The organism is Streptomyces sp. NBC_01520 (genome assembly GCF_045040375.1).
GTDB lineage: Bacteria > Actinomycetota > Actinomycetes > Streptomycetales > Streptomycetaceae > Streptomyces.
Genome location: NZ_CP109404.1, coordinates 6,154,253 through 6,168,591, shown reverse-complemented (window position 1 = coordinate 6,168,591; position 14,339 = coordinate 6,154,253). Strand labels below are relative to the sequence as shown.

Annotated in this window: 9 protein-coding genes; 1 reads left to right on the top strand and 8 read right to left on the bottom strand. The window is 70.2% G+C overall.

The window, feature by feature from the left end; all coding sequences use genetic code 11:
- Positions 1–81 precede the first annotated feature (81 nt).
- The 8 genes from OG524_RS28015 to eccD form a co-directional block, all read right to left on the bottom strand.
- Positions 82–453 (bottom strand): hypothetical protein, encoded by a 372-nt coding sequence (locus tag OG524_RS28015; protein WP_405387943.1) that lies wholly within the window; start codon positions 451–453, stop codon positions 82–84.
- Positions 454–455: 2 nt separating this feature from the next.
- Positions 456–911 carry a YbaB/EbfC family nucleoid-associated protein gene (locus OG524_RS28010; RefSeq protein ID WP_405387944.1) on the bottom strand — a complete coding sequence of 152 codons (456 nt, stop codon included), beginning with the start codon at positions 909–911 and terminating at the stop codon, positions 456–458.
- Between the two features lie 184 nt (positions 912–1,095).
- A complete protein-coding gene (locus OG524_RS28005) occupies positions 1,096–4,821 on the bottom strand; it encodes an AAWKG family protein (protein ID WP_405387946.1) in 3,726 nt (1,241 codons plus the stop codon).
- Positions 4,822–4,942: 121 nt separating this feature from the next.
- A complete protein-coding gene (locus OG524_RS28000; RefSeq protein ID WP_405387947.1) occupies positions 4,943–5,407 on the bottom strand; it encodes a type VII secretion system-associated protein in 465 nt (154 codons plus the stop codon).
- A 141-nt stretch (positions 5,408–5,548) separates the two neighbouring features.
- Positions 5,549–5,857: a WXG100 family type VII secretion target gene (locus OG524_RS27995; RefSeq protein WP_405387948.1), complete on the bottom strand. Its 309-nt coding sequence runs from the start codon at positions 5,855–5,857 to the stop codon at positions 5,549–5,551.
- A gap of 90 nt (positions 5,858–5,947) precedes the next feature.
- The gene (locus tag OG524_RS27990; protein WP_405387949.1) at positions 5,948–6,283 is read right to left on the bottom strand and encodes a hypothetical protein; all 336 of its coding nucleotides are present in this window, start codon (positions 6,281–6,283) and stop codon (positions 5,948–5,950) included.
- A gap of 469 nt (positions 6,284–6,752) precedes the next feature.
- Entirely contained in the window at positions 6,753–8,372 is a 1,620-nt protein-coding gene (gene eccB / locus OG524_RS27985; RefSeq protein ID WP_405811867.1) for a type VII secretion protein EccB, read from the bottom strand.
- Between the two features lie 44 nt (positions 8,373–8,416).
- A complete protein-coding gene (gene eccD / locus OG524_RS27980) occupies positions 8,417–9,826 on the bottom strand; it encodes a type VII secretion integral membrane protein EccD (protein ID WP_405387951.1) in 1,410 nt (469 codons plus the stop codon).
- 411 nt (positions 9,827–10,237) lie between these two features.
- On the opposite strand from eccD, the gene eccCa reads away from it, so the two are divergent.
- The gene (eccCa, locus tag OG524_RS27975) at positions 10,238–14,302 is read left to right on the top strand and encodes a type VII secretion protein EccCa (RefSeq protein WP_405387952.1); all 4,065 of its coding nucleotides are present in this window, start codon (positions 10,238–10,240) and stop codon (positions 14,300–14,302) included.
- The last annotated feature ends 37 nt before the right edge of the window (positions 14,303–14,339 follow it).

Below are 14,339 nucleotides of genomic sequence, written 5' to 3'. Positions count from 1 at the left end.
CGGGGACCGTCCTGGAGCCCACGCGGGCAGGACGGAGCGGCCGCTCCCGGCGTGGTCAGGGAGCGGCCTGCGGAGACGGGGTCAGCGGCGGCCATGCCCGCCCGGGTCGCCGTCGAGTCCGTCGGTGTCGATGCGGTTGGTGCCCTGCTCGACACTCTCGATGTTGTGGTCGCGGGTGTCCTTCATCATCCGGACCTGGCTGAGCGTGGCGTCGGTGATGCCCACCAGTGCGTCGCGGATGGACAGCATGGTGTCCTTGGTCGTCTGGCGTTCCTTCTGCTCCTGCGGCTTGGCCTTCTCCGCGAAGTCACCTTCCGTGCCGGGCCACTTCACCGTGGGAGCCAGTTCGTCGAGGAACTCCTCGGTCATGCTCCTGGTCAGGGTGCCGATCTCCTCCAGCTGCTTCGCCAGGGCTTCGATGCGATGCGGGTCTACGTAGTACCGCTGCCCCATCGTCAGTCCTCTCCCTCGTCGCCGAGCGCGTCCCGCCAGACAGGGGCGCCCTGAGCACCCCGTGCCGGGTCGCCGCCGTCCTCGTGCAGTACCTCGGGGCCGAAGACGCGCTCCCAGTCCATCTCGAAGCCCTTCAGCTCCGGCACGTTGCTGCTGGGCTCGGAGAAGGGCGCAAGCGCCTTCATCACGTGCCGGTTCATCTTCAGGCGCGCCGCGCCCGACGCCTCCAGGACGCTGGCGGCCAGCTCCTGCGGGGACATGTCGCGGTACTTGCCCTCCAGGAAGTCGATCCCGGCCAGCTCACCCTGCGGGCCCGCTGTGGCACGGACCGCACGGTCGGAGGAGAGTGCCGTGAACGACGCCGTCCGCAGCTCACGCTCGGTGCGCGCGACCGCCTCCTGGGCCGCCTCGAGTTCGGCCATGGCCTTCTCCAGGCGCTTCTCCAGCGGTTCCGTCATGCTCGCTCCCTCCCTCTCCGTCGGTCTCTCCGCACATCCGGACGCTCGTACGTCCGGTGGGTACTTCCTGGGTCCTGAACTGCGGCGTCCCCGCACAGGGCCCTGGTCTGCCGGTCGGGCAACTGCTGTGTAGATCTTGCCTGGTGGTGACCTCGCCCCGGAAGCCGGGGTCGGACGGAGTCCGTCATCGGCCGATGACGGCCGGGGTGCCGCCCTCCTCGGTGCCCCACACGTCCGCGTCCTCCTCCAGGTAGTCGGCGGACGTGGTGGGCCTGCGCCCGGGCTCCTCCTCCCCCTCCTGGGAACCGCCGCCCGAACCCGTGGTCGTCACCCGGGAGGCCGGGGCCAGGAAGGTGTCACTGTCCTCCTGCCGGTTCCACGGGCTGCGCCGACGGCGGTTGCGGCGCTCGCTCTCCTCGGCCGCGTCCACCAGGACGGCGCGTACCCGCTCACCGTTGCCCTTCTCTCCGCCCGCGCCCGTACCGCCCATGCCGCCGCCCATCGGCATGCCGGGGCTGCCGGGTGTGCCTGGGGCGCCGGGGGTGCCTCCCGTGGCGGCGGCGAGCGGGGTGCCCGCGCCGGCGGTAGCACTGTCGGAGAGGGGGGCGACCCCGGACGCGCCGAGGCCGTCCAGGGAGACGGAGCCGGCTCCGGAGAGACCGCCGCCGGAAGCCCCCGCGCCCACCTGGCCACCGCCGACGCCCAGTTCGGAGAACGGCACGTCCCGGCTGGTGGTTCCGTCGCCACCGATCCCGTTGCCGCCACCGATCCCGTTGAGGCCGTCGAGGCTGCCCAGATCGCCGAGCCCACCCGAACCACCCGTACCGACGGACGTGTTGAGGCCCTTCAGGTCGATCGTCTCGGTCTTGCCCTGCGGGTCGGTGACGGTGGTGATGCCGGTCTCCGGGTCGATGACCTGCTTGCTGCCGTCCGGGAAGGTGGTGGTCAGCTTGCCGTCGTCCAGGAAGGTGGTGGAGCCGTCCGGGTTGGTCACCTTCGCCCCGTGGGTGAGGTCAGTGTCCACGGTGGAGCCGTCCGGGCCGGTGCTGGTGAACGTTCCGCTGTCCGGGTCGAAGACGGCCTTGCTGCCGTCGGCGAACGTGGTGGCGAAGTCGTCGTTCACGAAGGCGGTGTGCCCGCCCGTCGGCGTCTCCAGGCCGTTGATGCTGCCGAGGTCGCCGAGGCCGTTGGAACCGTTCAGGTTCCCGAGGCTGCCGAGGTTCTGCGTGGTCGTGTTGCCGTCCGGATCGGTGGTGACGGCCTGACCGGTCGACGGGTCGACGGTCTGCGTCGAACCGTCCGGGAACGTGGTCGTCAGCTTGCCGTCGTCACCCAGCGAAGTGACCGACCCGTCCGGGTTCGTCACCTTGATGCCGTCACCCAGATCCTGCGTGGTCACACTCCCGTCCGGATGCGTGGTCGTGACCAGCCCGCTGTCCGGATCGAACGTACTCGAACTGCCGTCCGGGAACTCCGTGGTGAGCTTGCCGTCGCCGAGGTCCGTACTGCCGCCGGTCGGAGTCTCCAGGGAGCCGCCGGAACCACCGTTCAGGTCACCGAGGTTCCCGGTCGACTCGGTGGGCAGGTCGGCGTTGATGTCGCCGAGGTCGCCCAGGCCGTTGGAACCGTTCAGGTTCCCGAGGCTGCCGAGGTTCTGCGTGGTCGTGTTGCCGTCCGGATCGGTGGTGACGGCCTGACCGGTCGACGGGTCGACGGTCTGCGTCGAACCGTCCGGGAACGTGGTCGTCAGCTTGCCGTCGTCACCCAGCGAAGTGACCGACCCGTCCGGGTTCGTCACCTTGATGCCGTCACCCAGATCCTGCGTGGTCACACTCCCGTCCGGATGCGTGGTCGTGACCAGCCCGCTGTCCGGATCGAACGTACTCGAACTGCCGTCCGGGAACTCCGTGGTGAGCTTGCCGTCGCTGAGGTCCGTACTGCCGCCGGTCGGAGTCTCCAGAGAGCCGCCGGAACCACCGTTCAGGTCACCGAGGTTGCCCAGATTCTGGGATATCGCGTCGTTGGCCGCGTCGGTGGCGCTCTTGGACCCGCCCGCGTTGTTGAGGTTGCCCAGGCTGCCGAGGTTCTGGGACACGGAGGGCGGCACCACTGTGGACGACTGGTCGCCGCCGAGGTCACCGACGCTCTCGGTGACCGGGATCTTCTGGTTCAGCAGGTCGTCGAGGTTGCCGAGGTTCTGCTCGCCGACCGCGTTGGGGTCGTTGATCCCACCGAGGCTCTCCTCCATGACCTTCTGCTGTTCCTCGGCCTCGCGCTGGGCCTCTTCCTGCTCACGCCGCTGCTCCTCGCGGAGCTCTCCCGCGTACTGCTTGTCCTCGTCGCGCTGCTGGTTCTGCTCGTTCCGCAGCTCTTCCTGGAGGTTCTTGGCCTCCTCCTGCTCACGCCGCTGTTCCTCGCGGAGCTCGTCCTGGTACTGCTTGTCCTCGTCGCGCTGCCGGTTCTGCTCCTCCCGCAGCCCGTCCTGGTATTTCTTGTCCTCGTCGCGCTGCCGCTCCTGTTCCTCGCGGAGCTCGTCCTGGTACTGCTTGTCCTCGTCGCGCTGCCGCTCCTGCTCCTTCCGCAGCTCCTCCTGGTACTGCTTGTTCTCCTCGTTCTCCTTCTTGATCTCCTTCTTCTCCTCCTCCAGCTTCCTCTTCTCGTACTCCTCCGAGGCCGTGCTGGTCGACTTCGGCTTGGGGACGCTTTCGGCGAAGTCCTTGCCCAGGTCGAGGAACTGGTTGTTCAGTTTCGACTGCACCCCGCGGGCGGGGGTGACCAGGTGGTCGTCGACGCCCTTGTTCCAGATCTCGACCGCCTTGTCGCCGACCTTCGCCCAGTTGGCGATGTCGGCGAGGTCCCCGTAGTCGGGATGCACCTGGGAGAAGCCGCCCTGCGGGCTGTGGGAGACCGTCGTGATGTACCGGGTGGTGTGGGACTTGATGTCCGTCTTGGCCACGTTGTTCGTGTCCACCCACTGGGCGAGGTCGTCCAGGACGTAGCGCAGCACCCGGTGCGGGTCGTAGTACGGGGACTTCGCCCACTCCAGCCACGCGTTCAACAGCGTGCTGGCGGCGTCCACCAGGTACGAGCGGCCCAGCGACAGCGCACGGGAGTACACCGTGTTGCCCGTCCCGGTCGCGTCTCCCGTGCCGACCGAGGAGTTGAAGGTCTCGACGTAGCTGTCGTAGTTCTCGCGGACCTTCTTCAGCAGGCCGCGGAAGACCTCCGCCGCCTCACCCTTCCAGCTGGCGTCGTCCCGGCCGAAGCGGTCCTCCCAGTCCTTGAGCAGCGGCGCGTGGTCCTTGAAGAACTTGGCCGCGTAGTCGAAGGACTCCCCCGTGGTGGTGAAGGACGCCAGGTCCACCACGGATTCCTCGGCCACACCCAGGTTACTGAACCGGGCGTTCTCCGTTCCGCCCTTCAACAGCGCGAGGAGCGCCGCCCGCGGCCCGTTCATGTACTGGGCGAGCGGGACGGTGCTGAACTTGTCCTTGTGGTAGTCCGTGAACTCGTTGCCTTCCCGGACCTCGACGTTCTCGACGTCGTTGGAGTCGGTACCGGCGAAGATGACCTCGTCACCGACCTTCACCCGCCCCTCGAAGACGATGCGGGCCTGCATGATCGAACGCTTCTTGCCGCTGTCGAAGAACCAGATGTCGTAGTCCTCACCCTTGTTCGTCAGGAACCCGGAGTCCTTGACGAGCATGCTGAGGCTGCGCTCCTTGATGTCCATCCGGAAGAGCTTGCCGCCGTGAGCGGAGCGGAGCGTGTCGAAGACGGTGGAGCGGTCCGGCACCGGATAGCCGGTGATGTGGGTGACCAGGGCGGCCCAGGTGTCGGCCGACGCTCCGCCGACGTCGTCGTACTTGTCGATTTTGGCGACGGATGTGGGATCGTACCGATCGGCCACCGGGCACCCTTTCTGGTCGGTTGTCGTCCGCGCCGGCGCACCGCCCCTACCTGTGGGCGTGCGGCCGGGTCTCTCTCATGTACGTGTGGCTGGACGGCCGGTGCGCCGCCGCCGCACGCGCTCAGGTGCCGGTCTTCTCCGATGACCCGCTCGTCAGCGCGTCGACCTCGTCGAAGGTCTGGAGCAGCGTCTGGGCGTCGATCGCGTTCAGGTTCTTGTCCTTGGTCTTGTTGGCCTCCTCGATGGTCTCGGTGAGAGCCTCCTTCAGCTCCTTGAAGAGGCCCATCTGGTCGCCCAGCAGCTTGTCGATGGCCTCGGCCGCGGTACGGACGCCCTCGATCAGCTTGGGTCCCGAGACCAGGGTCTCGGTGGTCATCTTGCCGATACGCAGGAGCTGCTGGCCCTGAACGAGGTTGTCCGCGCTGGTGTGCCCGTCGACGAGGTGGCCGAGCGGCCGGATGTGCTTCCCGTCGCCGTCCTCGCGGTGCTTCTTCGCGGCGGCGTACACCGGCTGCACCTCGTTGTCCCGGAAGTTCTCCATCTGCTTGAGGTCGAAATGCTTGACGTCGGCCTTCTCACCGGCCATGGGACGTCCTCCTGCCGTTCGGTACCGGACCACGGAATACGAGCCGGCCGGACGATGAGGAGCCGCCCGGCAGGACCCAGGAACCTCTCGTTCGGATCATGCCGGGGCACGTGTGCCCCGGCATGATCCGAACGGAAGGTCTCAGCGAGCCCGCACACCGCCCCAGTTGTCGGCGCTCTTGCGCTCGTCGCGTGAGTGGTTGTCGTGGATGCTCTGGACCAGATCACCGCTGTCGCCGAGCAGCAGGGCCATGTTCTTGGTGGCCTGGTCCCACTCCGCCTGGACTCCGCGGTACGTGTGCTGGTCGTCACCCTCCCAGGACATGACGAGCGGCTTCAGCTCGTCCTCCAGGTTGTTGAGGGTGGTGATGATCTGCTGGGTCTGGCCCTTCAGCTCCTCAATCGCGTTCCGGACCGTGGAGTACTGCACATCGATGATGCCGTCGGCCATGACGTCTCCTCTCGGGTGTCCGGGCGCCGGGGCCCGGGAAGCTCACGGGTGCCGGCCTCCCCACAGGGGGCCGGGTGCCGCAGGGGTGGGTCAGCGCAGCGCTTCGAAGACGCCTTGACTGGTCTTGCTGTTGAGCACCTCGGTCAGGTCCTGGTTCTCCTTCGCGAGGCGGTTGGCCGAGGTCACGTTCTCCTGGAGGGCGTCGACCATCTTGCTGATCTGGACGACGACCTTCTGCGCCTCGGAGTTCCAGCTGCGGAAGAGCTTCAGCAGGGCCTGGCCCTCGTCACCGCCGACGCCCGAACGCGCCGCGACCTCGGCGACGTTGTTCTGGATCTTCTCGACCGCGTCCCGGGCCTGCTCCAGAGAGGAGACACCCCCCAAGCCCTTGGCATAGTCCGCTTTCCTTGCGGAACCGTCTGCCATGTCACGCTCCCTTCGTTCAGGCGAGTCTCCTCGCACCGTTGCCCGCTGAGGCTAAAGAGAATCCACCGTCCGGCGCAACGTATGTTGGGAAGATTTGAGCATAGGCCAGCTCGCCAGAACCCTTGTACAGCAATGGAGTTGTGTGAGTGTTTCGGCGGAATGAACGGGGCCCACGGCACGTTCCGGAGCTTCCCGAACGCCAACTCACCTCCCCAGTAGGTGAAACGGTCGGGAAGCGGGCGGGCGATTGACGGAAACGGTCATCGAGGCCGCCCGTTTCCCGCGAATCGAGCGTAGGCCGTGGCACCGGAGGAGTCCGGCCCGCGAAAAAGATTTGAGCAAATTCTGAGGTTTCTCATCGTGCTCGGTCCGCACCGGATCAACCCCGGGCGCCAGGAGTTCGGACGGAGGTTACGCCACCCCTCCCCTTTTCCTTTTCTTCGACGCCGTATGCACTGTTTGTCGGAATTCAGGGTGCCGAGCCGACCGTGCCCGGCGCTTCCTCGGCAGCCGCCCGGTCCGTCTTGTCCACCTGGCCGCCCCCGTCCGTCGGGCTCTTCCCCCCGCCCTGCTCCGTCCCCGCGTCACCACCGCACCGCGGGGCCGTGACCTTGGTGTCCGCGGCGCCGGAGGCGGCGGCCGGGTCCAGGTCGGCGCCGGTCGGAAGGGCCGCGAGCAGCGGCGCGGGGACCGAGCTGATGTCCCCGTCCCCGTACCCGAGCGCCGCCAGGGAATCCTTGGCCGAAACTCGGTACTTCACGCCGTTCTCCGCCACCAGGTAGGTGGTTCCTGCGTGCGCGGCACCGCTCGCGTGCAGGGCCCGGACCAGGGCTCCGTGACCGGGCCGTACGACCGTGGCGTCCGTCCGGACACAGGCCTCCTCCAGCGGCTGGGCGGTGCCTTCCGACACCGCGACCGGGGCCAAGTCGACCAGCGGGACCAGCACCGACTTGATCCGGGCGCCGCCGTGGTCGCCGTCCACCTGCGCGCAGAGCGCTGTGCCGCGCGGCACCGACTGCGCGGCCGGCGGTGTCTCCGGCAGCTCCGCGGACCCGGCGGTGCCCGAGCCCTTCGCCCGGTGCTCGCGCAGCGCGTCCGCGCCGACGGCGCGCACCTCGGGCGACTTCCCCTCGTAGGCGTCCTTCTGCGTGGCCGGGTCACCCAGCACCAGCGCGGCGCCCAGCCGGGTCAGCGGCACCAGGCCGTCCTTGCGCAGCAGGTGGTACGTACTGCCGCCGCCGGGCACACTGACCTCGAACAGCTGGCCGATCCGGCTGGCTTCACCGCCGAGCTCGGGCCCCTTCCCGCCGCGCCCGGGGACCTCCGGCGGCTTCAGGGCGGGGCCGGGGGCCAGGGCGTCGAGGAAGGCCGCCGAGACCGGCATGGGCTGCTCGGAGCCGTACCCGAGGGCGTTGCGGGCGTCGGCGGCACGGTCCAGCGCCAGCCTGCTGCCCCGCCACACCAGGTACTCGGTACGGTCCGGGCCGCGCACCAGCACCCCTCGGTCGGCGCCGACGCCACGGGAGTCCAGGGGCGCCCCGGCGACCACCGTGGTGGCGCCCGGCTTCTCCACCCCGGCGCCCGACACCGCACCGGAGGTGCTGGGCACCGCCCCGTCCGGCCCGGTGACGCACATGTGCCAGGCACCGTCGTCGAGCTGACCGGGTCCGGGCAGGGCGTCAGGCGCACCGGGTATGCCGGCCGGGGCCCCCACGGGGACGTCCTGCAGCGAGGCGGTGGCGACGTCCACGGTCGCCAGGTCGGAGCCGCCGATCAGCCGCGCCGAGGTGTAGTTGCGTACCGGGTGGAGCACGCCGTCGGTACCGGTCCACAGATACCGGGCACCGGTGTCACGGTTGACCACGAGGGTTCTCGCGTCGCGCCAGCCGTCGTTGCCGCCCGGGCGCAGCAATCCGTACACGGTGGCGCACGCGCCGATCAGGACGGTCACCAGGACGCCGAAGACCACGCCCCGGGTGGTACGTCCGAGCGGGCTCTCCGGGGCGTCCGGGTCGGCCGTCAGCAGGCCCGAACTGAGCCTGCCCATCATGAACCCGTGGGCCTGTACCTGGTCGCGCTTGGACTGCACAGCCTCTCCTCAACTCGTTCCCATGTGACGGCGTACGGCCGCGTTCAGCCGAACAGGCCGCGCAGCCAGCCGAAGAGACCCGCCACCCACAGGCTGAGCGGCAGGAGTGCGACGGCGAGGCCGGTGTGCGCCATCTCCGCCGCACGGCCCCAGTAGGGCAGCACCCGGCGGCCGGGCACCGTCCAGGAGGCGGCCACGAGTCCGGCCGCGGCGGCGAGCAGCACTCCGAAGACCACGACGCGGCCGTCCGCGTCACTGTCCACGGCCCAGGCCCTGGCCATCAGCAGCAGGCCCAGGATCCCTGGGATCGCCAGGGTCAGCCGCTGACCGATGTGGACCAGGCCACGGCAGTGCAGGAGCAGCAGGAGGCTCAGCGCGAGCCCGGTCAGCACCTCGGGCAGGTCCGGGTTCTCGGCGAGGACCACCAGGGCGGCGGCGGCGACGGTGCCGGTGGCGGCGAAGAGCGCGGTGACCCAGCGTCCGGCCAGTTCGGTGCGTTCGGCGACCTCGTCGCCCGCGTAGGGGTCGATGCCTTCCTGGAGCTGGCCGGCGGTCGACGGCAGTGCCGGCATCCGCATCCCTGCCAGCTTGAAGGCGAACGGTGCCACCGTCCCGGCGGCGAGCGTGACCGCCGTGGCCACCAGTGCCACGGCGGCCGGGACGCCCAGGCCCGTGTACCCCATCAGGGCCCCGGAGATCGCGGCGGCCACCGCGACCAGTGCGGTGGCCAGCAGAGCCGGGGCGCCGACCGCGGTGGCGGCGAGGGCGAGGACTGCGCCACCCGCACCCGCGGCGCCCGCCGCCAGCAGCCGGGCGCCCACGACCTGGCCCGCGTCGGGGCCGGTCAGGTCGCCGCCGGGCAGCATCCAGCCGACCAGCGCCAGGCACGGTGCGACCAGCAGGCCCAGAGCGGTCGCGGAGAGACGGTCGCCGACCGCGCGGCTGGCGGAGCCCGCTCCCGCGAGCAGGAGCAGCCCGACAAGGCCCGCGCAGGCCGCCCGGGAGCCGCCGGAGCCGGTCGTCACCCCCGGCCGGAACACCAGGACGAGGGCGGTCAGCACGGTCGCCACGGCGGTGCCCACCAGCAGGCCGCGGGCCGCCCCGGCGGACCAGGTGTGCAGCCGGCGGCCCACGGTCTCGGCTATCCCGTCCACCAGGTCGTCGAGCCGCGCCTCGGGCAGGGCCTCGGTGTGCGGGCGCAGGTAGAGCACCGCACCGTCGGCCAGCCCGGCGCGGGCCAGGGTGGTCTCCTCGTCGAGCGGGGCGTCACCCAGTCTCTGGAGTACCCAGCCGGCGTGGTCGAGTCCGGCCTCCTCGGCCTCCTCGCCGACGTAACGCAGCAGTGTGGGCAGCAGATCGGCGACCGGCACGTCGGCGGGCACCGCCAGATCGACACTGACACTCGGTGCACGTACGGTCAGGCGGCACGAATCGGCCACCGTGCTGTCGGTCATCAGCTGAACTCTCGCCTTCCGGAAGGCTTTGACAGGAGGACTTCCCCGCGAGAGGGAATGTGCGAACAGTACGGAAGGTCCGCCCGGCCGTGAACCTGGGGGCCCGGCAGAGAAATTGTGTCCGCGGGACCGTCAACGACCGCTCCCGCGTGGACAGGTCGCGTTCCGTGAATGCACACTACTGCCTACGACCACCGGGTCGTGCTGCGGACCGGACGCCATATATCCGTTATGTGGTTGGCCATCACAGAAGTTGACCGCCTCCGACATCCGCTCGAAACACTCGTCCGGCGTTCCGCCGTGCGTCATGCGAGACCCGGGGAATCAACGCGGTGCGGTCTTTTCCACCACCGGGTGCGCCGGAATTTCGGTGCGGGCCGGAAAGTTCAGTGAACCGGAGGTTCAGTTCCCTTGAGTGTCGTGCTGTTTCGCCGCCCGGCCCGCAGGCGCGGGCCGGAGATGCCCGAAGGGCAATTGACCCTCCAGGAGCCGCCGGTCCTCGCCGAATCGGTGCCCGACACCTCGGCGATCTGGACCTATTTGCCGATGGCGCTGATGTCGGTGTCGATGATGCTGATGTTCCTGCGCCCCGGTGGCGGGAACGGCGTCTTCATGTATCTGGCGATGGGCGTCATGGCGCTCTCCGCCGGTGCCATGCTGCTCGGGCAGCTGATGCGCCGCTCCAGCGAGCGCAAGCAGCGCCTGAAGGGTGAACGCCGCGACTACCTGCGCTACCTGGCGCAGATCCGCAAGCGGGTCCGCACCACCATCGCGGAGCAGCAGCGGGCGCTCGCCTGGCGCCATCCGGAGCCCTCGTCGCTCCGCTCGCTGGCCCGTACCTCACGCCTGTGGGAACGCCGCCCGGCCGACGAGGACTTCGGCGAGGTCCGGCTCGCGGTCGGCGAGCAGCAGCTCGCCCTCACGCTGAATCCGGTCTCCACCCGCCCGGTCGAGGACCTCGAACCGCTCTGCGCGCATGCCCTGCGCCGCTTCGTCCGTGCCTACTCCACCATCCCCGGACAGCCCCTCGGCCTCTACCTGCGCTCCTCGGCCCGGATCCTGCTGCGCCCCGAGGAGACACCCGGCCAGGACCCCGCCGAGCCGGGCACCCCGCCGCCCGGGGAAGGACCCGGCAATCCGGACGAGGACCCCGGCACCGAGGCGGTACGCGCTCTGGTGCGTGCCGTGCTGGGGCAGCTCGCGGTGTTCCACGCCCCGGAGGAGCTGTGGATAGCCCTCTGCGTCAGTGACGAGCGGCGGCCCGACTGGGAATGGGCCAAGTGGCTCCCGCACACCCTGGATCCGTACGAGGAGGACGGCGCCGGCCAGGCACGCCGTATCACCGCCGACCTCACCGAACTGGACGACCTGCTCGGCGCCGAGTTCGCCGAACGCCCCGGCTTCGACCAGGACGCCCGGCCCAGCCGCGACGAGCCCTACACGGTCATCGTCCTGGACGGCGTCACCGTCCCCGAGGGCCACCGCTGGGAGGGACACGGCTACCGCAACGCCCTGGCCCTCGACATGTCGGGGGCGCTGCGCTGGCGCCCGGGCCGCAACACGCTGAGGCTGACCGTCGACGCCGACCAGGTGAGCCTGGTGCGCACCGACCGCAGCCGCAAGGAGCGCTCCGTACCGCTCGGCCGGCCCGACCGGCTCGGCACCCTGGGCGCGGAGTCACTGGCCCGGCTGCTCACCCCTCGCCGGATGAGCCTGGGCACCGACATCGCGCAGCCGATGGACAGCGACGTGGAGCTGACCACGCTGCTCGGCATACCCGACCTGCACCGGCACGACCCGCAGACCCTCTTCGACCGGCACACCGGGTCCACCCGGCTCCGGGTACCGATCGCGGTCGGTGTCGACGGCCGCCCGGTCGACCTCGACATCAAGGAGTCCGCGCAGGGCGGTATGGGCCCGCACGGCATGCTGATCGGCGCCACCGGCTCCGGCAAGAGCGAGCTCCTGCGCACCCTCGTCCTCGGCCTCGCCCTGACCAACTCCTCCGAGACGCTCAACTTCATCCTGGTCGACTTCAAGGGCGGCGCCACCTTCCTCGGCCTGGAGGAACTCCCGCACACCTCCGCCGTCATCACGAACCTCGCCGACGAAGTCGCCCTGGTAGAGCGCATGCAGGACGCCCTGCACGGGGAACTCATCAGACGTCAGGAGCTGTTGCGCTCCGCCGGCAACTACACCTCCGCCCTGGAGTACGAGCGCGCCCGTGCCGGGGGGACGGACCTCACCCCGCTGCCCAGCCTGTTCGTGGTGGTCGACGAGTTCAGCGAACTACTTTCCGCGCACCGGGAGTTCATGGACCTGTTCGTGATGATCGGCCGCCTCGGCCGCTCCCTCGGGGTCCATCTGCTGCTCGCCTCGCAGCGCCTGGACGAGGGCCGTATGCACCAGCTGGAGAGCCATCTCTCGTACCGCATCGGCCTGCGCACCTTCTCCGCGATGGAGAGCCGTGGCGTGCTCGGCGTCCCGGACGCCTACGAGCTGCCGGCCCAGCCGGGCAGCGGATACCTGAAGTCCGGTGTGGAGGCCCTGACCCGGTTCCGGGCGGCGTACTCCTCCGGCACGTACCGGCGCCGCACGGGTGCGGTGATCCAGGCCCGGGTGGCCAGCCAGGTGGTGCCGTGGACCAGTGGCTGGGTGGTGCCGCGCACCTTGGACCCCGTGACCGAGCCCGAGCCGGAGACCGAGGAGGCGGGCGAGGAGGAGGCCCTGCTCGACGTGGCTCTCGACCGGCTGCGCGGCTCGGGACCCGCGGCCCACCAGGTGTGGCTTCCGCCGCTGGACGAGCCTTCCCCGCTGGACGCCCTGCTGCCCGGCATCGCTCCCGACCCGGAGCGCGGCCTCACCGCCGCCGGCTGGCCGGGCAACGGCAGACTGCGGGTCCCGGTCGGTCTCGTGGACAAGCCCTTCGAGCAGCGCCGCGACCCGCTGGTCGTGGACCTCTCCGGGGCCGGCGGCCACATCGCCGTCGCGGGCGGTTCGCAGAGCGGCAAGTCCACACTCGCCCGCACCCTGATCGCCGCCCTCGCCCTCACCCACACCCCGGCCGAGATCCAGTTCTTCTGCCTCGACTTCGGCGGCGGCGGCCTCTCGCAGCTCGCCGCCCTGCCCCACGTCGGCGGCGTCGCGGCGCGGCTCAACCCGGAGCGGGTGCACCGGGCCGTCGCCGAGGTGATGACGCTGCTCGCCCGCCGCGAGCAGTTCTTCGTGGACCACACCCTGGACTCCATGCAGTCCTACCGCCGCCGCCGGGCCGCCGGGGAGTTCCCCGACGAGCCCTTCGGCGACGTGTTCATGGTGGTCGACGGCTGGTCCACGGTCCGCCAGGACTACGACGACCTGATCCCGAAGTTCAACGAACTCGCCGCCCGTGGCCTCAACTACGGCATCCACCTGATCATCACGACCACCCGCTGGGTGGAGCTGTCCGCCCAGGTCCGCGACCAGGCGGCCACCCGCCTGGAACTGCGGATGGGTGACCCGATGGACTCGGAGATCGACACCCGCAAGGCCCGCTCGGTGCCGCGCAGCGGCGGCCGGGGCATCACCGCCGACAGCAAGATGCACTTCCTGGCGGGCCTGCCCCGGCTGGACGGCAGCGGCTCCCTGGACGATCTCGGTGAGGGCGTCGCCCATCTGGTCGCCGAGATCGCCCGGCACTGGAGCGGCCCGGCCGCCCCGCAGGTCCGGATGCTGCCGCACCGGCTCCCGCTGGCCGACCTCCCCGCGCCCGAGGCGACCGAGGGCGGCGGCATGCGGCTCCCGCTCGGTATCGACCAGGACGCGCTGGAACCGGTCTGGCACGACTTCAGCCGTACGCCGCACCTGATCGTGGTCGGCGACACCGAGAGCGGCAAGACCAATCTGCTGCGCCGTATCACCAGGGGCATCACCGACCGCTACACCCCGGAGGAGGCGAAGATCATCGCGGTGGACTACCGCCGCACCCTGGTGGACGCCATCCCCGAGGAGTACCGCATCGGGCACGTGATCTCCCTGGACAACCTCAAGGAGACGATCGAGGGCGCGGCCCGCGCGATGAAGGCACGCGTCCCCGGCGCGGACATCGCCCCCGGGCGGATGCGCCGGTGCGACTGGTGGACCGGCCCGCGTCTCTTCATCCTGGTCGACGACTACGACATGGTGTCCGGCAACTCCTTCCAGAGTCCGTTCGAGCCGCTCTTCGAGAATCTGACCCTCGGCTTCGAGATGGGTCTGCACGTGGTCGTGGCCCGCAGCGCCATGGGCGCGGGCCGCGGCCTCAGCGACGGGCTCATCCGCCGGCTCGACGAGGCCAACAACCCCGCCGTCCTGCTCTCCTGCCCGCCCACGGAGGGCCGCCTCTTCGGTGACGCGAAGCCCCTCAACCTCCCGCCGGGCCGGGCGCTTCACATCGCCCGCCGCCGGCCGCGGTTGATGCAGACGGCACTGGTGGAGGAGAGCCAGGTGCAGGACTGAGAGTCGGTACGAAGGACTGTGGGGGCCACCGGTGGTG

Excerpts from the sequence above, each read along its gene's own strand:
- OG524_RS28015 (WP_405387943.1), bottom strand. The coding sequence starts at position 453 with ATGGGGCAGCGGTACTACGTAGACCCGCATCGCATCGAAGCCCTGGCG.
- OG524_RS28010 (WP_405387944.1), bottom strand. The coding sequence starts at position 911 with ATGACGGAACCGCTGGAGAAGCGCCTGGAGAAGGCCATGGCCGAACTC.
- OG524_RS28000 (WP_405387947.1), bottom strand. The coding sequence starts at position 5,407 with ATGGCCGGTGAGAAGGCCGACGTCAAGCATTTCGACCTCAAGCAGATG.
- OG524_RS27995 (WP_405387948.1), bottom strand. The coding sequence starts at position 5,857 with ATGGCCGACGGCATCATCGATGTGCAGTACTCCACGGTCCGGAACGCG.
- OG524_RS27990 (WP_405387949.1), bottom strand. The coding sequence starts at position 6,283 with ATGGCAGACGGTTCCGCAAGGAAAGCGGACTATGCCAAGGGCTTGGGG.
- eccD (WP_405387951.1), bottom strand. The coding sequence starts at position 9,826 with ATGACCGACAGCACGGTGGCCGATTCGTGCCGCCTGACCGTACGTGCA.